General features: G+C 34.0%; 22 protein-coding genes. 17 read left to right on the top strand and 5 right to left on the bottom strand.

Annotated features, from left to right (window positions below; all coding sequences use genetic code 11):
• Window positions 1-107: 107 nt before the first annotated feature.
• The 4 genes from ACVBED_RS11720 to ACVBED_RS11705 are packed head-to-tail and all read left to right on the top strand — an operon-like array spanning window position 108 to window position 3,437.
• Window positions 108-821, top strand: a complete 714-nt coding sequence (locus tag ACVBED_RS11720) for a polyprenol monophosphomannose synthase (protein ID WP_447120453.1) — start codon at window positions 108-110, stop codon at window positions 819-821.
• The gene (locus ACVBED_RS11715) at window positions 818-1,183 is read left to right on the top strand and encodes a DUF4296 domain-containing protein (protein WP_473095035.1); all 366 of its coding nucleotides are present in this window, start codon (window positions 818-820) and stop codon (window positions 1,181-1,183) included. Before ACVBED_RS11720 ends, ACVBED_RS11715 begins: the two co-directional genes overlap by 4 nt.
• A 5-nt stretch (window positions 1,184-1,188) precedes the next feature.
• The gene (gene tgt, locus ACVBED_RS11710; RefSeq protein WP_473095034.1) at window positions 1,189-2,322 is read left to right on the top strand and encodes a tRNA guanosine(34) transglycosylase Tgt; all 1,134 of its coding nucleotides are present in this window, start codon (window positions 1,189-1,191) and stop codon (window positions 2,320-2,322) included.
• Window positions 2,323-2,342: 20 nt separating this feature from the next.
• The gene (locus ACVBED_RS11705; RefSeq protein ID WP_473095033.1) at window positions 2,343-3,437 is read left to right on the top strand and encodes an LptF/LptG family permease; all 1,095 of its coding nucleotides are present in this window, start codon (window positions 2,343-2,345) and stop codon (window positions 3,435-3,437) included.
• Here ACVBED_RS11705 and ACVBED_RS11700 read toward each other — a convergent pair.
• Entirely contained in the window at window positions 3,431-4,135 is a 705-nt protein-coding gene (locus ACVBED_RS11700) for a biotin--[acetyl-CoA-carboxylase] ligase (RefSeq protein ID WP_447120451.1), read from the bottom strand. The genes ACVBED_RS11705 and ACVBED_RS11700 overlap by 7 nt on opposite strands.
• A gap of 87 nt (window positions 4,136-4,222) precedes the next feature.
• Here ACVBED_RS11700 and rsfS point away from each other — a divergent pair, with 87 nt between their 5' ends.
• The 5 genes from rsfS (at window position 4,223) to ACVBED_RS11675 (ending at window position 8,898) form a co-directional block, all read left to right on the top strand.
• Entirely contained in the window at window positions 4,223-4,585 is a 363-nt protein-coding gene (gene rsfS / locus ACVBED_RS11695; protein ID WP_447120450.1) for a ribosome silencing factor, read from the top strand.
• A gap of 46 nt (window positions 4,586-4,631) precedes the next feature.
• Window positions 4,632-6,614, top strand: coding sequence for an ATP-dependent zinc metalloprotease FtsH (ftsH, locus tag ACVBED_RS11690; protein WP_447120449.1), 1,983 nt, complete (start codon window positions 4,632-4,634; stop codon window positions 6,612-6,614).
• 90 nt (window positions 6,615-6,704) lie between these two features.
• Window positions 6,705-7,286, top strand: a complete 582-nt coding sequence (locus ACVBED_RS11685) for an LUD domain-containing protein (protein ID WP_447120448.1) — start codon at window positions 6,705-6,707, stop codon at window positions 7,284-7,286.
• Window positions 7,287-7,350: 64 nt separating this feature from the next.
• Window positions 7,351-8,226, top strand: a complete 876-nt coding sequence (locus tag ACVBED_RS11680) for a phosphatidate cytidylyltransferase (RefSeq protein WP_447120447.1) — start codon at window positions 7,351-7,353, stop codon at window positions 8,224-8,226.
• Window positions 8,227-8,247: 21 nt separating this feature from the next.
• Window positions 8,248-8,898: a phosphatidylserine decarboxylase family protein gene (locus tag ACVBED_RS11675; protein ID WP_447120446.1), complete on the top strand. Its 651-nt coding sequence runs from the start codon at window positions 8,248-8,250 to the stop codon at window positions 8,896-8,898.
• A 6-nt stretch (window positions 8,899-8,904) separates the two neighbouring features.
• Here the strand turns inward: ACVBED_RS11675 and ACVBED_RS11670 are convergent, their stop codons facing one another.
• Window positions 8,905-9,843, bottom strand: coding sequence for a dihydroorotate oxidase (locus ACVBED_RS11670; protein WP_447120445.1), 939 nt, complete (start codon window positions 9,841-9,843; stop codon window positions 8,905-8,907).
• 57 nt (window positions 9,844-9,900) lie between these two features.
• Window positions 9,901-11,649 (bottom strand): aspartate--tRNA ligase, encoded by a 1,749-nt coding sequence (gene aspS, locus ACVBED_RS11665; RefSeq protein WP_447120444.1) that lies wholly within the window; start codon window positions 11,647-11,649, stop codon window positions 9,901-9,903.
• Between the two features lie 221 nt (window positions 11,650-11,870).
• Between aspS and ACVBED_RS11660 the strand changes: the two genes are divergently transcribed.
• Window positions 11,871-12,116 carry a DUF937 domain-containing protein gene (locus ACVBED_RS11660; RefSeq protein WP_447120618.1) on the top strand — a complete coding sequence of 82 codons (246 nt, stop codon included), beginning with the start codon at window positions 11,871-11,873 and terminating at the stop codon, window positions 12,114-12,116.
• Between the two features lie 134 nt (window positions 12,117-12,250).
• On the opposite strand, the gene ACVBED_RS11655 is transcribed toward ACVBED_RS11660, so the two are convergent.
• Together ACVBED_RS11655 and ACVBED_RS11650 are read right to left on the bottom strand one after the other, a co-directional pair.
• Window positions 12,251-12,484, bottom strand: a complete 234-nt coding sequence (locus ACVBED_RS11655) for a 30S ribosomal protein THX (RefSeq protein WP_447120443.1) — start codon at window positions 12,482-12,484, stop codon at window positions 12,251-12,253.
• Between the two features lie 44 nt (window positions 12,485-12,528).
• On the bottom strand, window positions 12,529-13,038 hold the full coding sequence (locus ACVBED_RS11650; RefSeq protein WP_447120442.1) for a DUF2480 family protein: 510 nt from the start codon (window positions 13,036-13,038) through the stop codon (window positions 12,529-12,531).
• Window positions 13,039-13,120: 82 nt separating this feature from the next.
• On the opposite strand from ACVBED_RS11650, the gene lpxB reads away from it, so the two are divergent.
• From lpxB to ACVBED_RS11615, 7 genes are all read left to right on the top strand, one after another.
• On the top strand, window positions 13,121-14,233 hold the full coding sequence (gene lpxB, locus ACVBED_RS11645) for a lipid-A-disaccharide synthase (RefSeq protein ID WP_447120441.1): 1,113 nt from the start codon (window positions 13,121-13,123) through the stop codon (window positions 14,231-14,233).
• Window positions 14,234-14,236: 3 nt separating this feature from the next.
• The gene (locus tag ACVBED_RS11640; RefSeq protein ID WP_473095032.1) at window positions 14,237-16,006 is read left to right on the top strand and encodes a ComEC/Rec2 family competence protein; all 1,770 of its coding nucleotides are present in this window, start codon (window positions 14,237-14,239) and stop codon (window positions 16,004-16,006) included.
• Window positions 16,007-16,105: 99 nt separating this feature from the next.
• Window positions 16,106-16,768, top strand: coding sequence for a succinate dehydrogenase cytochrome b subunit (locus ACVBED_RS11635; protein WP_447120439.1), 663 nt, complete (start codon window positions 16,106-16,108; stop codon window positions 16,766-16,768).
• A gap of 13 nt (window positions 16,769-16,781) precedes the next feature.
• Window positions 16,782-18,794 carry a fumarate reductase/succinate dehydrogenase flavoprotein subunit gene (locus ACVBED_RS11630; protein ID WP_447120438.1) on the top strand — a complete coding sequence of 671 codons (2,013 nt, stop codon included), beginning with the start codon at window positions 16,782-16,784 and terminating at the stop codon, window positions 18,792-18,794.
• 6 nt (window positions 18,795-18,800) lie between these two features.
• Window positions 18,801-19,376 carry a hypothetical protein gene (locus ACVBED_RS11625; protein ID WP_447120437.1) on the top strand — a complete coding sequence of 192 codons (576 nt, stop codon included), beginning with the start codon at window positions 18,801-18,803 and terminating at the stop codon, window positions 19,374-19,376.
• 18 nt (window positions 19,377-19,394) lie between these two features.
• Window positions 19,395-20,156, top strand: coding sequence for a succinate dehydrogenase/fumarate reductase iron-sulfur subunit (locus tag ACVBED_RS11620; RefSeq protein WP_447120436.1), 762 nt, complete (start codon window positions 19,395-19,397; stop codon window positions 20,154-20,156).
• Between the two features lie 192 nt (window positions 20,157-20,348).
• Window positions 20,349-21,923, top strand: coding sequence for a TlpA family protein disulfide reductase (locus ACVBED_RS11615; RefSeq protein WP_447120435.1), 1,575 nt, complete (start codon window positions 20,349-20,351; stop codon window positions 21,921-21,923).
• Window positions 21,924-21,942 lie beyond the last annotated feature (19 nt).

Raw genomic sequence — 21,942 nt, 5'->3', positions numbered from 1 at the left:
AAATATAATAAATTTTATTTTCTACTTTAAGATAAAATTAACGCCTGCAAAAGTTTCAAAATTAAAAGTTTCAAATCTTATATCTATCTTTGCGGCCTTATATAAAAATGAAAAAGCTAGTCATCATTCCCACTTTTAACGAAAAAGAAAATATCGCAGCTATAATTTCTGCTGTTCTTAATCTAAAAGACGATTTTGATATTTTAGTTGTGGACGATTCTTCACCAGACGGAACGTCAAATATTGTAAAAAATATACAGGAAAATGAGTCCCATTTATTTTTAACGGAACGGAAAATAAAAGATGGTTTAGGGAAAGCGTATGTCCACGGATTCCGTTGGGCACTGGAAAAAGGTTACGATTATATTTTTGAGATGGACGCAGATTTCTCTCATAACCCAGAAGATCTTCCTAAATTATACGAAGCTTGTAAAAATGCAGATATGGTAATTGGTTCAAGATATTCTAAAGGTGTAAATGTTGTAAATTGGCCGATGTCACGCGTTTTGCTGTCTTATTTTGCTTCTAAGTATGTCCGGTTTATTTTGCGCGTGCCTATTGCAGATACAACGGCCGGTTTTGTGTGTTTTTCACGCCGAGTTTTAGAAGGAATTGATTTAGAAAAAGTAAAACTTAAAGGTTATGGATTTCAAATTGAAATGAAATTCAGAGCATTTAAGAAAAATTTTAAAATAGTCGAAGTTCCTATTATTTTCACAGACAGAACGCGTGGTGAAAGCAAAATGAATGGTGGTATTATAAAAGAAGCCGTTTTTGGTGTTTTAAATTTAAAGTTAAAATCTTTGGTAAATAAATTATGAAAGTTTTATTTTTTTTAATATTAATTTTTCTAACTTCTTGCGCGCAAGCTCTAAATGAACCAGAAAAACTTATCTCAGAAAATGAAATGAGTTCATTAATTGCAGATTTTGCCTTAGCTGGTCAAATGAGTTTCGTATCACCAGATGCAAATGCAGAAACCCAAACCCGATATATTTTAAAACAACACAGGATAAAAGCGAAAGATTTTCGGGAAAGTTATACTTATTACACCGGAACCAATAAATTAGATAAAATTTTTACAAATGCGCAGGATATTATTTTTCAAAAAGATCCGAAAGCCAAAGATTTTATAAAAAACAGATTAAAAGGAAATCAGCCCGTACCACAAATGGGAAAATAAAGAGAATGCAGAAATTTTTTGAAATAGAAAAGACCTCCGAAGGAAAAGCCCGGGCAGGCATCATTACCACAGATCATGGAAAAATAGAAACTCCAATTTTTATGCCTGTTGGAACTGTTGCGTCAGTGAAAACAGTCCATCAGAGGGAATTAAAAGATGATATAAGAGCGCAGATAATTTTAGGAAACACTTACCATTTAAATCTTCGTCCAAAAATGGAAATTATGCAGGCTGCGGGCGGACTTCATAAATTCATGAACTGGAATTTACCAATTTTAACGGATTCTGGCGGTTATCAAGTCTTTTCTTTGTCAAAATCTAGAAAATTAAATGAAGAAGGTGTGAAATTTAAGTCTCACATTGACGGAAGCACAATGTTTATTTCACCGGAAATTTCGATGCAGATTCAGCGGGAAATTGGTGCAGATATTTTCATGGCTTTCGATGAATGCACGCCTTATCCTTGCGACTATAATTTGGCTAAAAAATCGATGCACATGACGCACCGTTGGTTAAAACGATGCATTGACTGGAACGAAAAAAATGCTGAAATTTATAACCATAAGCAATACTTTTTCCCAATAGTACAAGGTTCTACCTATTCAGATTTACGAAAAATTTCCGCAGAAAAAATATCTGAAAGTAATCAGGTTGGAAACGCAATTGGCGGACTCTCTGTCGGCGAACCTGAAGAGGAAATGTATCGTATTACGGATGAAGTAACAGATGTTTTGCCAAAAGATAAACCAAGATATTTAATGGGCGTAGGAACTCCCTGGAATATTTTAGAAACCATCGGTTTGGGAATAGACATGATGGACTGCGTGATGCCGACAAGAAATGCGAGAAATGCGATGCTTTTCACGTGGCAAGGCGTTATGAATATGAAAAATAAAAAATGGGAAAGTGATTTTTCACCTTTGGATGAATTTGGTACAAGTTATGTGGATAGTGACTATTCTAAAGCTTATGTAAGGCATCTATTTGTGGCTAAAGAATATCTTTCAAAACAAATTGCTTCTGTTCATAATCTGGCATTTTATTTAGATCTGGTTAAAGTGGCTCGCGAACACATCGTGAAAGGTGACTTTTATGAATGGAAAGACGCCGTAATTCCTAATTTAAAACAAAGACTTTAATCATCTTGTAACTTTTAAAAATGAAGATTTTAGACAAATATATCATTAAAAAATTCCTGGGAACTTTTGGGTTTATAATGATGTTGCTGACTGTGATCGTTTTGGTAATCGATGTACAGGAAAAAGTGCCGCGGATTGAATCCAGCGGCTTTACGGTTTCTTATTTTCTGATACATTATTATCCGTTTTACATTGTTTATCTGCTCGTTACCTTTATTGCAATTATCGTTTTTATCTCTGTTATTTTCTTCACGTCAAGACTTGCAAATAACACTGAGATTGTGGCTATAATTAGTAGTGGCGCAAGTTTTCATCGTTTTGCACGCCCCTATCTAGTTACTTCAGGCTTTATAGCGATCATTTTTTTAGGTGTAAGTCATTTTGTTTTGCCTTGGGCAAACATCAAAAAAAATACATTGGATGCGTACACTTATTCTGAGATAAATAGAGATAAATTTTTAGGGAATGCTGCAATTACAACACAACTTTCGCCTAATGATTATATTTTCATCAATAGTTACAACAAAAAAGAAAAACGCGGTTCTGGCTTTAGCTATCAGAAATACGATAAAAATAAAAAACTAATTTATCAATTATCTGCCAGCGATGTTTCTTGGCAACCTAAAAAAAAGAGTTTTGAACTGAACAGCTATTTAGAAAAAACCGTTTTAAAAAATGACACTGAAATTTTAAAAGATGGCAGTACAAGAAATATCAGCTTTGGTCATCCACCTGAAGAATTATTTCCCGATCAACTATTGGGTCAAAATAAAACAACGCCAGAACTTATAAAATTTATAAACCGAGAGAGGGAAAAGGGAAATGGTAACCTCAATACTTATTTGAATGAGCTCTATCAGCGAACTTCCATGCCGGTTTCAATTATTATTTTGACATTTTTAGCACTCTCACTTTCGTCGCAAAAGAAGCGTGGTGGTTTGGGTATAAATCTCGCTATAGGGATTGCGCTGGCATTTGTTTTTGTTTTTTCTTTTGAAGCTTTAAAAGTCGTTTCGGAGAATAAAACCCTAACGCCTTTAGTAGCAATGTGGCTGCCAAACATGGTTTTCGCACCTTTAGCAGCATTTTTATACATTAAAAGAGCCAATCAGTAAAGCAACTCTATTTCTTTGTGAAAAAACTTTTTTAAACCTTCGTGTTCAAGATCGATCCAAAGAAAACCATCTTTATCAGCGAATTTTATTATGCCATTTTGTCTAATGCCATTCAGACTAAAAACGGAAATTCTATCCTTTAAAAACAGGTGGTTATTAACCGTTTTCAACACATTTTGAGAGTTTAAAATATTAGATTGTAAGTGAGAGAATAACTCTTCGGCGATTTTTTTTAAATCAAACTTTTCTTTTGTTTGTGTAAGTAAGGACCCTGCTTTTGGTAAATTTGAGAAATTGGTCTGTAGAATATTAATGCCAATACCAACTATAAAAACTTCCTCATTTTCTATTTTTTTCTTTTCAATTAAAATTCCTGCAATCTTTTTCTTGTTTATTATAATGTCGTTTGGCCATTTTATGAATACTTCTGTACGCGTCAGATTGGCTATAAAATCCCGAACAATGGCAGCGGTATGGAAATTGAAGAGATTTTCGGAAATGTTTATGTCTTTGGTTTTTAACATAAAAGAAAAAGCAAGATTTTCTTCAGGAATCATTTCCCAGGAATTATTGTATTGCCCTTTTCCTTGTGTTTGATTAAAAGTATATAAACCCAAAAAATCACTTTCATCGAGTTTAAACTTTTGGATATCAATATTAGTGGATAAGCAGATTTTCAAATAAATTAGAGGGTTCATTTATGAAAACTTTAAGATTTTAAAGATTGTTTTGATAAGGCTAAAATAAAGAAAAAGCGGTAAATTTGCAGACTATATAAAATTTTAATGGATAATACTTTACAAAAACAAATACTCATAGACACCATAATTGGTGCAATACAAGATACTAAAGGTGACAAATTAATGATTTTCGATTTATCTGGAATTGAAAATTCTGTAGCGGAAACATTTATCATTTGCAGCGGAAACAGTAATACTCAGGTTAACGCAATTGCGGGAAATATTGAAAAAAAGGTCAGAAATGAACTTCAAGAACGCCCTTGGCATGTTGAAGGAACAGAAAATGCAATGTGGATTTTAGTAGATTACGTGTCAGTAGTCGTGCACGTTTTTCAACAAGAGACAAGAGATTACTATGATATTGAAGAACTTTGGGGTGATGCAAAGATCACTTTAATTGAAAATTAATAATAAATTTTAATACCGGATTAACCGGTTTTCTACACAAAAATATATGAACAACAATAAAGGTTTTAATTGGTTTTTTCCCATCGCCATAGTTGTGATGTTGCTGATTTTCGGGTCAAATTTCTTTGCCGGCGAAACTTCAAAACCAATGGATGAACAAGAATTTTACAGTCTTGTTGCGCAGGGTAAAGTTCAGGACGTAATGGTTTATCGTGATAATTTTAAAGCGGAAGTTTTTCTAACACAAGCTGGGAAAAATGAACTGGTGAAGAAAAGTACTTCGGCAGAAAATCCACTTTCTTTATTTAACCTTAAGCCTCAGGCAGATTATAGTTTGTCTTATGGTGATTTGCGCTATTTTCAAGAGAGATTCAATAAAATTAAAAGTGATAATCCTAAAATTACCACTAAAATGGACTTTGGCATTGCCGAGAATCCTTTGACCAGTTTATTGTTTACTGCTCTTTTCTGGATCGCAATAATGGCTCTATTCTATTTCGTAATATTCAGAAAAATGGGAAGCGGTGGTGGACCAGGCGGACAAATATTTAGTATTGGTAAATCAAAGGCTAAATTATTTGATGAAAAAGACAAAGTAAATATCACGTTTAATGATGTGGCTGGATTAGAAGGAGCCAAAGAAGAGGTACAAGAAGTTGTAGATTTCCTTAAAAATTCTGAAAAATATACAAAATTAGGAGGTAAAATACCAAAAGGGGTTTTACTTGTAGGCCCTCCAGGCACGGGAAAAACTTTATTAGCAAAAGCCGTTGCAGGCGAAGCTAAAGTACCCTTTTTCTCACTTTCAGGGTCAGATTTCGTAGAAATGTTTGTGGGTGTTGGCGCTTCTCGCGTGAGAGATTTATTCGCTCAGGCAAAAGCAAAATCTCCGGCAATTATTTTCATCGACGAGATTGACGCAATCGGGCGAGCGCGTGGAAAAGGACAGTTTACTGGCGGTAATGACGAACGTGAAAATACGTTAAATCAATTATTAACAGAAATGGACGGTTTCGGAACTGATACAAATGTTATTTTAATTGCAGCGACAAATCGGGCAGATATTTTAGATAAAGCATTAATGCGTGCCGGTCGTTTTGACCGTTCTATATACGTCGATTTACCCGAACTTCATGAAAGAAAAGAAATTTTTGAAGTGCATTTGAAGAACATTAAAATGGATGACACCATTGACCGTGAATTTTTAGCAAAACAAACACCAGGTTTTAGTGGCGCCGATATTGCAAATCTTTGTAATGAAGCTGCTTTAATCGCCGCTAGAAACAATCATGAAGCTGTTAACAAGCAAGATTTCTTAGATGCTGTTGATAGAATTATAGGAGGTTTAGAAAAGAAAAACAAAGCTATAAAACCCTCTGAAAAGAGAAGAGTCGCTTATCACGAAGCTGGTCACGCGACAGTTAGTTGGTTAGTAGAGCACGCAGCACCACTTTTAAAAGTAACGATCGTGCCTCGTGGAAGATCTTTAGGCGCCGCTTGGTATTTGCCAGAAGAAAGACAACTAACTACGACAGAGCAAATGTATGATGAACTTTGTGCTACTTTAGGCGGTAGAGCCTCAGAACAGGTTATTTTTGGGAATATTTCCACAGGTGCTTTATCGGATTTAGAAAGGGTGACAAAACAAGCGCAAGCGATGGTTACCATCTATGGATTGAACGAGAAAGTTGGAAACATTTCGTATTATGATAGTTCAGGGCAATCGGAATATAATTTTAATAAACCTTATTCTGAAAGTACTGCTAAGATGATTGACGAAGAAATTTCCAAAATCATAGAGTTTCAATATCAAAGAGCTGTACAGATCTTGTCAGAAAACAGAGATAAACTTGATGCTTTAGCCAATAAACTTTTGGAAAAAGAAGTGATTTTTCGTGAAGATTTAGAAGAAATCTTCGGACAACGGGCTTGGGATCCTGAATTAACAGAAACTCCCGTTTCAGCTGTGGACAATCCAGCAAGTGCAGGAAATGTTTTAAACCAAGATACGATCCCTGTAAATCCATAAATGAAATATTTAAAAATATTATCATAAAAAAAATATAGGAAATAGTAATTATTTCCTATTTTTGTAGGAAATAGGCGAAAAAAACGAGCATTGAGTATTTTTAAAAAGTTAGTAAATAAATTATTAAACCAACCGGAGCAGGAAGATTCTGCCAATTTGGTAAAACTGGGAGATCAACTGAAACATGCTGACCTAGACTACAAATTTGCGCAATTATTTACGCATTCTGGTGGATTTTTCAATTACTGTTCAGACGAGGCTGAAGCACTACAAACACTCAATCAAATTATTAAAATAGAAAGCATTAAAAATGTTTTTTGTTGGGACCACGACTTGAAAAATTTCTTAGATGTCATCAACACGCCTTACACAACAGATTTAAATTTAGTGAATGACGCTGCGTTCATTACCTGCGAATATTTAATTGCTTTTGATGGTAGAATAATGCTTTCTCACAACAGTATTTTACATTATCCCTCTTCCAGATTACCAGAAAAAATTATAATCATGGCAAACGTATCGCAGATAGTCAATAATCTTACGGATGCAATGATGAAAGTAAAACGCCGTGAAACATTAAAAAACCTAACTTCCATTAGCGGCAACAATTCTAAACTTGATACTGGAAATAAAGATAATACTAAACTCTTTCTACTTTTGCTTGAAGATTAATACTTAATTGAAGATTTTAAAATAAAGCCAGTATATCTTACTCTTTTCCCTTAAAAAATATATTTTGGATAAAAACTTAGTACAGAGATTGATTTCAGGCGCAGTTTATGGCATCGTTATTTTTCTTTGCACCACACCTTTTGGTGAACTTTGGCTGGGGAAAATTTTTCCATTTATAAAACAGTACTATCTTTTTTATGCGCTGATTACTTTCTTTCTGCTTGCCGGCCTTTGGGAATGTATGAAGATGATGAAATTTGGGAATTCATGGGAAAAATTTGCGTTAATTCCAATCGCACTGGTTGTTTACTACAGATATTCCGTTAAGTTTTTTCACCATGGATTTTTCTACCAATTTAATTTATCTGAAATTTTAGGTTTATTATTAATAGTAATTGCCTGCGTCACTTTATTTAAATTTACAAAAGAGCTTTATTTCGATAATGGGAAACTGATATTTTCAGTTATTTATTTGGCTTTACCTTTCAGTTATGCCTTGGCTTTACCCGCATTTTCAGAAATTAACCCAGAAAAGACATTCACGATGGAAATTTTTTTTCTATTTGTGCTAATTTGGAGTAGTGATTCTTTTGCCTATTTTACTGGCAGATTATTTGGAAAACATAAAATGGCCCCGAAAATTAGTCCTAAAAAAACTTGGGAAGGCTTCGCAGGCGGCGTAATTCTTACACTGATTTTGGGATTTTTTATTGAAAAATACTATTCTGATTTGCGCGGGAATTGGATTGTAGTTGGCTTTTTAGTTTCTATCTTTGCACCCTTGGGTGATTTGGTAGAAAGTCAGTTAAAAAGAAGTTTCGGAGTAAAAGATAGCGGAAATCTGATTCCTGGGCACGGCGGTGTTTTAGATAGACTGGATAGCTTTATTATTTGCGTCCCTGTTATTTATTTGTATTTTGTGATAGAAAAATTAGTTTAAAAAAACACCTCATTTAGAAGAATGAAACTACATAAAGAATCGAAAGGAACCATCACAGTTGCGATTATTGCAATTGCTGTTTTAGGCTCTCTTGCTATTTATTACTTACAAATTTGGTCACTTTTGGTGCTTATTCCCCTATTGATCGTATTTGGTTTGATTTTATGGTTTTTTCGCGTGCCGAGACGGGATATTTTAGACCATAAAGAAAACGTGATTGCGCCTGTTGATGGGAAAGTCGTGGTGATCAAAGAAGTTTTAGAAAGTGAATTTTTAAAGGAAAAATGTATTCAAGTTTCAATTTTTATGTCTCCTTTAAACGTTCATATTTGTAGATATCCAGTTTCTGGAAATGTGATTTACAAAAAATACCACCCTGGAAAATATTTAGTAGCGTGGCATGAAAAATCTTCAACCGAAAATGAGCGAACCAGCATTGCGGTGGAAAGTTTGCTCAATCATAAGGTACTTTTCCGTCAAATTGCCGGTTATGTTGCACGAAGAATTGTGATGAATTGTAATGAAGGTGATGCTGCGAAAGCCGGCCACGAGTTTGGCTTTATAAAATTCGGATCAAGAATGGATATTTTCCTACCTTTAAATACCGAAATTATTTGTAAAATTGGCGATAAGACCAAAGGTGGAATTGACGTTATTGCAAAGTTGATATAAAATAAATTACAAACTCTTCAATTTCCCTCTGAAATCATCAATGTCATTGTAACCTTTTTGCTTCATAATTTCAGAAAGTTCCGCTAAAATTTTATCAAAAACATTTACGCCATTTCTTGCTAAATGCGTTCCAACTTGGACAATTTCTGCACCACATAATAAATGCTCGAAAGCATCTTTCCCACTTTCTACTCCGCCGCAGCCAATTACAGAAATTGATTTATTTAATCTCGTATAAAATGCACGAACATTCGCCAAAGCAGTTGGTTTTACATAAGCACCGCCGATGCCACCAAAGCCATCTTTTGGTTTAATAACCACACTTTCATTTTCCGTATCAATATACAATCCGTTACCCACAGAATTAATACAATTCACATAAGCCAAAGGAAATTTATTTAAAATTTCAGACATTTGATCAAAATGAACCATGTCGAAGTACGGCGGTAATTTTACGCCCAAAGGTTTTTTAAAAAACTCAAATGCTTGTTTTAAAATAAGTTCAGTCGCTTCAAAATCATAACCAATTTGTGGTTTTCCGGGAAGATTTGGACAGGATAAATTCAGTTCCGTTAAACCTTTAAAATCACTTTCATTAATTTTGTGAAGCATTTCCAGATTCTCCTCTGGTTTCATTCCCGCAACGGAAAGAAAATTGACTTTTCCAGGGTTTTCTTCCTGAAATTTTAAAGAATAATTTAAATAAAAATCAAAACCCAAGTTTGGTAAACCCATAGAATTAATACTTCCGAGCGGCACTTCCACATATCTTGGCGACGGATTTCCTTCACGCAATTGCGGCGTGGCACTTTTGGTGACAAAACTTCCAGCTGAAGAATTCTTCATTTCATCCAATTTTTCAGCGTCGTCACACCAAACACCTGAAGCGTTCATTAAAGGATTTTCAAATTCAAAAGAACCTATTTTGGATTTTAAGTTTATCATTTTTATTTAAAATAATTTAATTTTTAAAAAAAGCGGGAACAAATCCCCGCTGATATTTTAATTCTTAATTTTTAAAGACAATTCATCCAATTGCGTTTCAGCAATCGCAGATGGTGCATCAATCATCACATCACGTCCAGAATTATTTTTCGGAAAAGCAATGTAATCTCTAATCACTTCATTACCGTCTAAAATAGCGACCAATCTGTCAAAACCAAAGGCTAATCCTGCATGTGGCGGTGCTCCGTATTTAAAAGCATTCATTAAAAAGCCAAATTGCGCTTCGGCGTCTTCTTTGGTAAAACCTAATAAATCAAACATTCTGGACTGCATTTCTTTATTAAAAATCCTTACAGAACCGCCGCCAATTTCATTACCGTTTAAAACCAAATCGTAAGCATTTGCTCTGGCTTTTCCTGGATCTGTTTCCAGCAAATATTCATCTTCCGTTTTCGGCGCGGTGAAAGGATGGTGCATCGCGTGGAATCTTCCTGTTTCTTCATCCCATTCTAAAAGTGGAAAATCTACGACCCAAAGTGGCGCAAATTCTTTTGGATTTCTCAAATTTAACTGGTTTCCCAATTCCATTCTTAAGGCGGAAAGTTGAGTTCTCACTTTGTTCGACTCACCGGACATTAGTAAAATTAAATCACCTTGTTTTGCGTTGAATTTTTCAACTATTTTCTTTAGATCTTCTTCGTTAAAAAATTTATTAACAGAAGAAGTGACACTGCCGTCATTTTGAAATTTAATCCAAATTAATCCAGAGGCGCCTATTTGTGGGCGTTTCACCCAATCTAATAAAGTGTCAATTTGTTTGCGCGTATACTCCGCGCAATTTTCAACATTAATTCCAACTATCAATTCGGCGTCATCAAATATTTTAAAATCCTTGCCTTTAACTAAATCATTAACTTCAACAAATTTCATATCAAATCTGATGTCAGGTTTGTCATTTCCATAAGTGATCATCGCATCTTCATATGACATGCGTGGAAACTTTTCAAATTTCTTTCCTGTAATGTCTTCTAATAATTTTGAAGTCATGCCTTCAAAAATCTCAATGACATCTTCTTGCTCTACGAAAGCCATTTCACAATCTATTTGGGTAAATTCTGGTTGTCTATCTGCACGCAGATCTTCATCACGGAAACATTTCACAATTTGGAAATAACGGTCCATGCCGCCAATCATTAACAATTGTTTAAAAGTTTGCGGCGATTGTGGTAACGCGTAAAACTGCCCTGGATTCATTCTACTTGGAACGACGAAATCTCTTGCACCTTCTGGTGTAGATTTAATTAAAACCGGCGTTTCAACCTCAATGAAATTTTGTTCTGACAAATAATTTCGAACTTTTTGAGCCATTTTGTGACGGAAAATCAGTTTTTCCCGAACTGGATTACGTCGAATATCCAAATAACGGTATTTCATACGCAGTTCTTCACCGCCATCAGTTTGATCTTCAATTGTAAAAGGCGGCACCAAGGATTCATTTAAAATGATTAATTTTTCAACTAAAATCTCAATTTCACCTGTAGAGATATTTGGGTTTTTACTTAAACGTTCAATGACTTCACCTTCCACTTGAATTACAAATTCACGCCCTAACTTTCTCGCTTCCTCCAATAATGTAGCCGAAGTTCTCTCAGAATCAAAAACCAATTGTGTGATTCCATAACGGTCGCGAAGATCGATCCACAAAACAAAACCTTTGTCTCGAACGGTTTGAACCCAGCCAGAAAGTGTTACTTTCTGACCAATTTGCTGACTTGATAATTCTCCGTTGGTATGCGATCTGAACATGTTTTAAAAAAATTTATTTAAATAAAATCCCGATAAAATTTTATTTAAAATTATACCCGCAAAGATAGACTTTTGAAGGGAAATTTAAAAATTAGAACTTTCAGAAAAATCCGCTGAAAAGTCGCAATAATATATTTTTTTAATTCTTTAAAAACTTAAAATAAATTTTGAAATTTTAACGAAATTTTATTTATTATTAACAAAAAAATGAATACCAAACTATAGGTTTAATAGACTTAATTAGAGGAAACACCGGAAACCAAAATGCTTCAGAAGTAGGAAAAAAATTCGGAATAGGCAAAAATCAAATTACTGCACTTCTTGCTGTTGCAGCACCTTTGGTAATATCATATTTACATAAGAAAACGCAGGATAATCCAGAAGAAGCAGATAAACTGAACGCAGCTTTAGATAAAGACCATGATGGAAGCATTTTGGATAATCCCGCACAGGCAGCAGCTTTTTAGGCGGCGGAAACAAACAATCCTCAGAAGACGGCAGAATGCTAAGTGGACTTTTGGGAAATATTTTCGGAGGAAAATAATTAATTTTGAAATTTTGAATAAAAAAAGTCCGAAGATAATCTCCGGACTTTTTATATTTATTCTGCTTTTGGTTTCGCAGCTTTGCTTGCTTTTTCTTCTACTTTCTTCGGCGCGGCTTTCACTTTTGGCTTTACTTCTTTTTTCACCGCTTCTTTTGGCGCTTTTTCAACTTTTTCTTTTGGCTCAGCGGGGGCTGTGTAAAGTGGACTTGAGTCTTTTTTCATCCTTGATTTTCCATAGCTCCCGGCTATTATTTTTCCCCGTTTAGATTTTTTATCGCCTTTTCCCATAATGTTAAGATTTAATTCAAACGAAGTTAGTAAAAATAATCAGACTAGTTCTTAAAAATCGGAACATTCGAGCAAGCCTCACCAAACATAAGGGATTTTACAAGTGGTTTTAATTGCTCCACCAATTCAATGTAAGCATTTTCCGGAATTTTTTCATCCGAGCAACCTTTTACCAAAACTCTTTTACCGATGAGTTCAGAGAAATCGTATGTTTGAATAGCATTATGCATCAACAAAACTTCCAGATCTTCAGCATTTCCAAAAACAATTTTTCGTGAAACATCCGTGATTTTAGCAGTGATCAAGAAATACGCCCATAAAGGAATTATAGCGTCTGCAGAACAATAAATAAAAACGTAAGCATCTTTATAGCTCGCTAATTCTAAATTTTCAATATCATTCCTAAAGTCTTTTTCCTTTAAAACCATCCCATTAAATAAATAGTTCTTAATATCTAATCCTATTCTTTTTCCTTTCGGAGTAAGTGTTGAAATATCAAAATTTACCAAGCCACTTGCCGCAATCTTATTTTTTATTTCCAATTCTTCTGACATTTTTATATCTTTATATTTACACAAAATTAATCATTAAAGTTTAAAGTCATTTCTCTTTGCGCTTTTTTATAACTAAAGTTAAATGAAATATTACCTAATTGCCGGTGAAGCTTCTGGAGATTTGCACGGCAGCAATTTAATGAAAGCCTTAAAAACAAAAGATGAGAACGCAGAATTCAGATTTTGGGGTGGAGATTTAATGCAAAACGTGAGCGGAACTTTGGTAAGACATTATAAAGATCTTGCATTCATGGGGTTTTTAGAAGTTGCGAAAAATATTTCTACGATTTTAAAAAATATAAAATTCTGCAAACAGGACATTTTACAATATGAACCAGATATTTTAATACTGATTGATTATCCAGGATTTAATCTAAGAATTGCAGAGTTTGCTAAAAAAGAAAATCTAAAAGTCATCTATTATATTTCGCCGCAACTTTGGGCGTGGAAAGAAGGAAGAGTAGAAAAAATTAAAAATTTTGTAGATGAAATGATTGTCATTTTACCTTTTGAAAAAGATTTTTACCAAAAACATTCAATTAACTCACACTTTGTAGGTCACCCTTTACTTGATGCGATTTCTGGTCTGAAACCAATTGATATTGAATCATTTAAAAAAGAAAATAATTTAAATAAGAAAGAAATTATTGCTTTACTTCCCGGATCGAGAGCGCAGGAAGTGACAAAAATGTTGGCTTTAATGACAAGCGTGAAATCACAATTTCCAGATTATCAATTTGTAATCGCGGGGGCACCGAGTTTAGGTAAAGAGTTCTACGAAAATTTTGTGGGGAAAGACCTTTCATTTGTATCTAATAAAACTTATGATTTATTGCGTTGTTCGGCGGCTGCACTCGTCACTTCAGGCACGGCAACTCTTGAAACTGCGCTTCTAAATGTGCCAGAAATTGTGTGTTATAAAACAAGTGCCGTTTCCTACGAAATTGGAAAGCGGGTGGTGAAAAACCTCAAATACATTTCTTTGGTAAATTTAATTATGGATCAAGAAATTGTAACGGAATTAATTCAAAATCAACTAACTACCAAAAATTTAGTGTACCATTTAAATGAAATTTTAAATGGCACGAAAAGAGAAAAAATGTTGATGGATTATGAATTATTGCGGAGAAAATTAGGGGGAAAGGGTGCCAGTGAGAATGCAGCGGACATTATATTAAACACCATTAAAATGTAAAATTTGAAAAAGCAGCCATTTCTTGTTCTGCTCATCGCACTTATCTTGGGAATTGTTTTCCAAGATAATTTCAATTTGACTTCAAAAATTGTCTATATTTTATTGATAATCTGTTTTTTAAGTTTAAGTTTTACTTTTCTAAAAGTATACTATATCCAAAGATTTAAGACTATTTTTCTAATAATTTCCTTGTTTTGTTTCGGTGTATTTATTTTAAAAATGCAGCAATATGAAAAGCCAACCATTTCTTTAAATAAAAAAGAAAATATTTATTTTAGTTTAGACAAAAAACAGAATAGTACGGATAAAAACCGAAGGTATGAAGTTACATTTTATAAGGGTAAATCCGAATTTAATGCGATTCTTACGATTCCAAAAAACCACGCAGAAATCGATTTTGACCACTTTTATCAGGCAGAAGTTTACATCCAAAAAACGGAAGCGCCGTATGCAGATTTTATTTTTAATTATCAAAAGTATTTAGCACGTCAAAATATTTTCTACGTTGCTTATTTACCAACAACTTTAAAACAAAGTGCGGTAAAAAAAATATCGCCTATCGAAAAAATAAAAAGTGCAAGACTAAAAATTTTGGATAGAATTACAAGTAGCACTTTAGATAAAAAAAGTGCGTCATTTTTAAAGGGAATTATTCTTGCTGACCGCACTGAGATGGATGCGGAAACCGTTTCCGATTTTCAAAACAGTGGTTTAATTCATCTTTTAGCAATCTCCGGAACACATATTGGAATTATTTTTGGTGTTATTTATTTAATTTTTCTAAAAATATTTCCAGTTAAATTTAGGAATTATGCTATTATTTTCAGTCTGACATTTATTTGGACGTTTGCAATTTTTATCGGTTTGGGAAATTCTGTAGTGCGTTCCTGCATTATGATCTCCACCTACATGATTTATTTGCTTTTGCATCGAAAGCCAGATTTACTTCACGCGCTTTCCTTAGCGGGATTAATTATTTTAATTTCAAATCCGCAACAAATTTTTGACGTAGGTTTCCAATTAAGTTTTTGCGCGGTTCTCGGGATCTATTGGCTTAATAAACCACTTTTAGAAAAGATTCCAAGATCTAAATATAAAGCTCTTAATTTCCTGTACGCCATTTTTGCAGTCACAATTGCTGCCCAGATTTCAACTTTACCTCTGGTCATCTATTATTTTCATCAATTTTCTTTCGTGTCAATTTTCGCCAATTTAATCGTTATTCCTTTAGCGGAAATTATTATTACTTTTTCTTTATTTCTAACTGTAATAATTGGTTTGAATTTTAATATTATTTGGCTAAATTCATTTTATGACAGTTTAATTTTAAATTTATTGAAATTAATACACTGGTTTGGAAGTTTAGAATCTGCAATGACTAGAAATATTGATGTGACCATTTTGGAAATCATTTTGCTTCTAATAGCGTGTTATTTCTTTGGAATATTATTGAGAAAAACCGGTTGGAAGAATGGGTTCAATTTAATTTTATCATTACTGCTTTTCATTTTTGCACGGACTTTAATTAATTTTAAAGAAAATCAAAAAAATGAAATTATTAGTCATTTTTATTTTAAAAATCAATTTTTATCTATTAAAAACGGTAAAAATATTCTATTTTTATTACCTGAAGAATCAGATGTACAAAAACTGGGAAAATACACCATCAATCCTTATTTGACAGCTCGGCGAAACAGAAAATTTCACATAAAATACTATCGTAAAGGTATTAATATGGTGGTTATCAATGCAAAGTATTATCCTTTAGATTGATCTTATTTAGAAAGAGTACAAACTAAAAATTTCTGATATTTCTCATTTTGAGTTAGCGATACAATTAATTAACTTTGTGGAAATTCAAATTTCACAACTATGGCTGGTTCATCCTCCTCATCCATCGGCAGAAAATATGCTATGGCAATTTCAGCAATGCTTCTGCTTTCATTTTTGGTAGTTCATGTTTCCCTTAACCTAATTTCCGTTTTTAGCAAAGATACTTTCAACGGTGCGTCTCAATTTATGGGTTACAATCCTTTTATTCAATTCTTTTTTCAACCAATTTTGATGATCGGTGTGGTTTTTCACTTTGTGATGGGATTTATTTTAGAAACAAGAAATAATGCAGCGAGGCCAATAAAATATGGAATGAACAACAGAGCAGCTAATTCTAGTTGGATGTCACGTAACATGATATATTCTGGTTCGGTAATTCTAGCATTCTTTTGTTTGCATTTTTATGATTTTTGGATTCACGAAATGAACTACAAATACATTGAAGTTATGCCAGAAGATCCTAGCAGATACTGGACTGAGTTGCACGAAAAATTTGCTGATTTATGGCGGGTGATTTTATATGTAATTGCATTTATTCTCTTAGGATTGCATTTAGCGCATGGATTTCAATCAAGTTTTCAATCGATTGGTGTACGTCATCCAAAATACACACCTTTTATAAAAGCTTTTGGAACTTGGTTTTCAATTTTAGTTCCGCTTGCATTTATTACAATCGCTATTTTTCATCATGTAACTCAATAATCATCAAGAAATTATGAGCATATTAGATTCAAAAATTCCATCAGGTTCCCTTAAAGACAAATGGAAAAATCATAAAGACCATATGAATTTGGTCGCACCAAATAACCGAGATAAAATTGATGTAATTGTTATCGGGACGGGTTTAGCTGGCGGTTCTGCTGCTGCGACACTTGCCGAGCAAGGATATAATGTAAAATCTTTTTGTTATCAAGATTCTCCTCGAAGAGCGCATTCTATCGCCGCACAAGGTGGTATTAACGCCGCTAAAAATTATCAAGGTGATGGGGATTCAATTTATAGATTATTTTACGACACTATTAAAGGTGGCGATTACAGATCCAGAGAAGCCAATGTTTATAGATTAGCAGAAGTTTCTGGAAATATTATAGATCAATGTGTTTCTCAAGGTGTTCCTTTTGGCAGAGATTACGGCGGTCAATTAGACAACCGTTCCTTCGGTGGCGTTCAGGTAAAAAGAACTTTTTATGCAAAAGGACAAACCGGACAGCAACTTTTGTTAGGAGCTTATTCGGCAATGAGCCGTCAAATTGGTAAAGGAAGAATAAAACTTTGCAACCGTCATGAAATGATGGACTTGGTTTTAGTTGATGGAAAGGCACGCGGAATTATAGCAAGAAATTTAGTGACGGGAGAAATCGAAAGACATTCTGCACACGCTGTTGTAATCGCTTCTGGTGGTTATGGAAATGTTTATTTCCTTTCTACTAATGCAATGGGATCTAACTGTTCTGCCTCTTGGAAAGTCCACAAAAAAGGAGCTTATTTCGCAAATCCTTGTTACGTGCAAATTCATCCGACATGTATTCCGGTGCATGGAACGCAGCAATCCAAATTGACTTTAATGTCAGAGTCTTTAAGAAATTCTGGACGGATTTGGGTTCCTAAAAATATTGAAGATGCAGTTGCGGTAAGAGAAGGGAAATTAAAGGCGAGAGATATTACAGAGGAAAATCGAGATTATTATTTAGAAAGAAGATATCCTGCTTTTGGAAATTTAGTTCCAAGAGATGTCGCATCTAGAGCTGGAAAAGAAAGATGTGATGCAGGTTACGGAATTGAAAATAATGACACCCAAGAAGGTGTTTATTTAGATTTTCATACTGAAATCCTAAAAAAAGGACATGAGGCCGTTATCGAAAAAAATATTCATAATGCAACAGAGCAGCAAATTTACGACCTTGGAAAGGCTTGGATAGAAGAAAAATACGGGAATTTATTTGAGATGTATGAAAAAATTACAGCAGATAATCCTTACGAAACTCCGATGAAAATTTATCCTGCAGTTCATTATACGATGGGCGGTGTTTGGGTAGATTATAATTTGCAGTCCACCATTCCAGGATGTTTTGTGATTGGAGAAGCTAACTTTTCTGACCATGGTGCAAACAGATTAGGGGCGTCAGCTTTAATGCAAGGTTTAGCGGATGGCTATTTTGTGCTTCCTTACACTGTTGCAAATTATTTGGCAGCCGATATTAGCACAGGACGAATCTCTACAGACTCACCAAGTTTTGAGCAGGCTGAAAAAGAAGTAAAAGATAAAATTAATTTCTTCATTAATAATGAAGGCACTCATTCTGTAGATTATTTCCATAAGAAACTTGGTCTTATTATGTGGAATAAAGTAGGGATGGCAAGAGATGCAGAAGGCTTACAGACTGCAATCAATGAAATAGAAGAAATAAAACAAGATTTCTGGAAAAACGTTCGTGTCCCAGGAACTGCGGATGGACTGAATCCTGAATTAGAAAAAGCAGGTCGAGTATCAGATTTCTTAGAGCTTGGTCAATTGATGGCGAAAGATGCCCTAGAAAGAAATGAAAGTTGCGGTGGCCATTTCAGAACAGAATATTCCACACCCGAAGGCGAAGCAAAACGAGATGACGAAAATTATAAGTACGCAGCTTGTTGGCAATATAACGGAAGAAATATTTCAGAAGAAATTCTTCACAAGGAAGAGTTAATCTATGAGAATATTGAAGTTAAAACAAGAAGCTATAAATAGGAAGAGATGAATTTAATCAAAAAAATTACACTATTTTCTTTTCTGATTTTTGGAATGCTATCCGTATTTTCTCAGCAGACTACGAGTCAAGCTATAGCAAAACCAGCTGCAGGAAAATCTTTAATTTATATCGTGAGATCCGGTGCTGGCTTCATGTATAACTTTAGATTTTATGATAAGGAAACTTATTTAGGCGCAATAGCGGGCGACCAATATTTAGTCTATGAGTGTGAACCGGGACAGCATACATTTTGGGCAGCTTCAGAAAACAGAGATTATATAGATGCTAATTTGGAAGCAAATTCTGTCTATGTCCTTAATGCTGAAGGTCAAACCGGAATGTTCATAGCTGGAGTAAATTTAAAACCTTTAAACCCAACAGTTTTTGCAGATAAAAAATTGTTTTACCGGGCAGTAAAAAGTGATTCTAAAGTTTTGTTCACTCATCCAAATGACAATAAAAGTGAAAATGTAAAAAAAGGTTTAGAAAAATACGATGAATTGAAGAAAAGTAATTCTAAAAAAATAAGAGTTTTAGAATCCAATATGAAGTTTGAAAATGCTGATAAACCAACAAGATAAACTCTAATAAATTATAAAATGAGTGCTAAACAAAATTTAAATCTGACTTTAAAAATTTGGAGACAGAAAAATAATAAAAGTAAAGGGCAGTTTGAAACCCACAAAATTTCAGACGTTTCTACAGATTCATCTTTCCTGGAAATGTTGGATATGCTTAATGAACAATTAATAAACGCCGGAAAAGAAACCGTGGCTTTTGATCACGATTGTCGTGAAGGGATTTGTGGCATGTGTTCTCTGTATATTAATGGAAGACCACACGGACCGGAAACGGGAACGACGACTTGCCAACTTCACATGCGTCACTTCAAAGATGGTGAAATCATTCACATCGAACCTTGGAGAAGTGCTGCATTTCCTGTAATTAAAGATTTAGTGGTAGACCGCTCTGCATTTGATAGAGTAATGGCTGCAGGAGGATTTATTTCAATAAATACTTCCGGAAACACAACTGATGCGAACAGTATTTTAATCCCGAAGGTAGATGCAGATCACGCCATGGACGCAGCCGCTTGCATTGGATGTGGCGCTTGTGTGGCAACTTGTAAAAACGGCTCAGCCATGCTATTTGTAGGTGCAAAAGTGACTCAATTAGCACTTTTGCCACAAGGTAAAATCGAAGCAAAACGCCGAGTTTTAAATATGGTGAACGCAATGGATGAAGAAGGTTTCGGAAACTGCTCAAATACAGGAGCTTGCGAAGTAGAATGTCCAAAAGGAATAAGTTTAAGCGTTATTGCTAAAATGAACCGTGAATATTTTACGGCAAGTTTAGATTAATCAAAAGCTTTTCAAAAATATTAAAGCCTTTCAATTTTGAATGGCTTTTTTTATTTAAAATTATAAGTCCACATGTAGATAATATGATTGATTGTAATTTCTCAAACGATAAATTTTACTTAAAATTAATTAAAAACCACCAAATTATAAAGTAAATACTTACTTTTGCAAAATTAAAATTCACTCAATAAAATGATACTTAAAGATTTAAAAAACAAAATCAATTTTTCTGCTGCATTTAAATTTGTCGCAGTCTTATTTCTGGCAGTTTTCTTAACTTCTTGCTCAAAAAAAGTAGAAGTTAAAGGCAAACTTACTAACGCAAATCCTTTGGAACGCGTAGAATTTATAGAATCTTCAGGCGTTGCTACTCTACCCTTAGTAAATTTAGGAGTAGATAAAAACGGAAACTTCGAAGGAAGTTTTGATGCACCGAAAAATGGCATGTATGTTATCACCTACGGCGGAAAACAAGGTATGATTTACCTTAAAGGTGGCCAGAAAGCAGAAATAACGGGAGATGCAATGCAGTTTCCTACAAGTTACGCTATAACCGGAGCAGCTAAAAATAATAATGACTTCATTAAAAACTCACAAATATTTTTAGACAGCTATGCTACAAAACTAAGCATGAAGGAAATCATTATGAAAGGTGAACCTGCATTTTTGACAGAAACTAAAAAAATAGGTGCTGATCTAACAAAAAATATTGACGAGAATGCCAAAAAATATAGTGCTGATAAGGATGCTATCGAATGGAAAAAAGATGAGTTAACGACCAGTTTACTTGGATTATTAAATCAATATCAAGTTAACCATGGCCAATCCATTCAAAATCCATCATTTAAAGTTTCTAAAAATTTTACCGATTATGAAAATAGTTTAAAAGAGAATAATGACCGTTTAGTGGAGAATCATCCCCAATACAGAAATTATTTATTGAGTACCATGACCGCTGAATTTCAAAAATACTCTGCTGTACACAATCCCACAAGTTCTATTACTACATCACAAATATTCAGTGAACTTTTAAAATCAAAAAAAGACCTTTCTCAAACTACCAAAGATTATCTTTTAGCCTACGTTATTTCACAGTCTGATCTTAATATGAGCGGAACAAAAGAATCTAATGAAAAGGTGAACAAAATTATAGATTCAGAGATTAAAAATGAAACTGTAAAAAAAGATTTAAAACAAATTGAGTTCGTGATCAGTGGTTTAAAGGAAGGTGATGTACTTCCAAAAAGTGACTTAATAAAAGCGGATGGCTCTAAATACAGCCTTTCTGGTTTAAAAGGAAAACCAACTTTGTTAATGTTTTATGCGTCATGGAATCCGCGCATGGCAGAATCTACTTTGCCTGTTTTAAAAGAAGTTGTTAATTTTTACAAATCCAAAGTAAATTTTTCCTATATCAATTTAGATGACAGCAAAGATCAATTTATAAAAAGCAGCAGCGCAATGCTAAAAGGTTTACCTGGAATTAATGCTTACGCAGAAGGCGGCGTCAATTCTGACTTTGCAAAGAGCTTTGGACTTTATGGTTTTAAACTTCCTGGTTTCTTAGTTTTAGATAAAGATGGTAAAATTGCCGGTCATTATTTTGTAAACTTAGGTGATCCAGAAATTGTTTCAATTTTAAATAAAGTTTCCGGTTTAAAAGCACCAGAAATGGCACCACAAAATCCAGCACAAATGATGCCTGGAATGCAGCCAAATGCCGCACCACAAAAAACGCCACAACCTCAGGCGCAACCAACAAAATAATTAAAAATATTTTCCGAAA

The sequence above is a fragment of the Halpernia sp. GG3 genome (assembly GCF_052976925.2).
Note: the sequence above shows the minus strand (reverse complement) of the source record. Positions and strands in the feature narration are given on the sequence as shown.

Bases quoted from the DNA above. Each gene is read 5' to 3' on its own strand.
- lpxB (WP_447120441.1), top strand. From the start codon at position 13,121: ATGAAATATTACCTAATTGCCGGTGAAGCTTCTGGAGATTTGCACGGC.
- ACVBED_RS11630 (WP_447120438.1), top strand. From the start codon at position 16,782: ATGAGCATATTAGATTCAAAAATTCCATCAGGTTCCCTTAAAGACAAA.
- tgt (WP_473095034.1), top strand. From the start codon at position 1,189: ATGCAGAAATTTTTTGAAATAGAAAAGACCTCCGAAGGAAAAGCCCGG.
- ACVBED_RS11720 (WP_447120453.1), top strand. From the start codon at position 108: ATGAAAAAGCTAGTCATCATTCCCACTTTTAACGAAAAAGAAAATATC.
- rsfS (WP_447120450.1), top strand. From the start codon at position 4,223: ATGGATAATACTTTACAAAAACAAATACTCATAGACACCATAATTGGT.
- ACVBED_RS11670 (WP_447120445.1), bottom strand. From the start codon at position 9,843: ATGATAAACTTAAAATCCAAAATAGGTTCTTTTGAATTTGAAAATCCT.
- ACVBED_RS11620 (WP_447120436.1), top strand. From the start codon at position 19,395: ATGAGTGCTAAACAAAATTTAAATCTGACTTTAAAAATTTGGAGACAG.
- ACVBED_RS11715 (WP_473095035.1), top strand. From the start codon at position 818: ATGAAAGTTTTATTTTTTTTAATATTAATTTTTCTAACTTCTTGCGCG.
- ACVBED_RS11655 (WP_447120443.1), bottom strand. From the start codon at position 12,484: ATGGGAAAAGGCGATAAAAAATCTAAACGGGGAAAAATAATAGCCGGG.
- ACVBED_RS11705 (WP_473095033.1), top strand. From the start codon at position 2,343: ATGAAGATTTTAGACAAATATATCATTAAAAAATTCCTGGGAACTTTT.
- ACVBED_RS11615 (WP_447120435.1), top strand. From the start codon at position 20,349: ATGATACTTAAAGATTTAAAAAACAAAATCAATTTTTCTGCTGCATTT.
- ACVBED_RS11635 (WP_447120439.1), top strand. From the start codon at position 16,106: ATGGCTGGTTCATCCTCCTCATCCATCGGCAGAAAATATGCTATGGCA.
- ACVBED_RS11650 (WP_447120442.1), bottom strand. From the start codon at position 13,038: ATGTCAGAAGAATTGGAAATAAAAAATAAGATTGCGGCAAGTGGCTTG.
- aspS (WP_447120444.1), bottom strand. From the start codon at position 11,649: ATGTTCAGATCGCATACCAACGGAGAATTATCAAGTCAGCAAATTGGT.
- ACVBED_RS11700 (WP_447120451.1), bottom strand. From the start codon at position 4,135: ATGAACCCTCTAATTTATTTGAAAATCTGCTTATCCACTAATATTGAT.
- ftsH (WP_447120449.1), top strand. From the start codon at position 4,632: ATGAACAACAATAAAGGTTTTAATTGGTTTTTTCCCATCGCCATAGTT.
- ACVBED_RS11625 (WP_447120437.1), top strand. From the start codon at position 18,801: ATGAATTTAATCAAAAAAATTACACTATTTTCTTTTCTGATTTTTGGA.
- ACVBED_RS11675 (WP_447120446.1), top strand. From the start codon at position 8,248: ATGAAACTACATAAAGAATCGAAAGGAACCATCACAGTTGCGATTATT.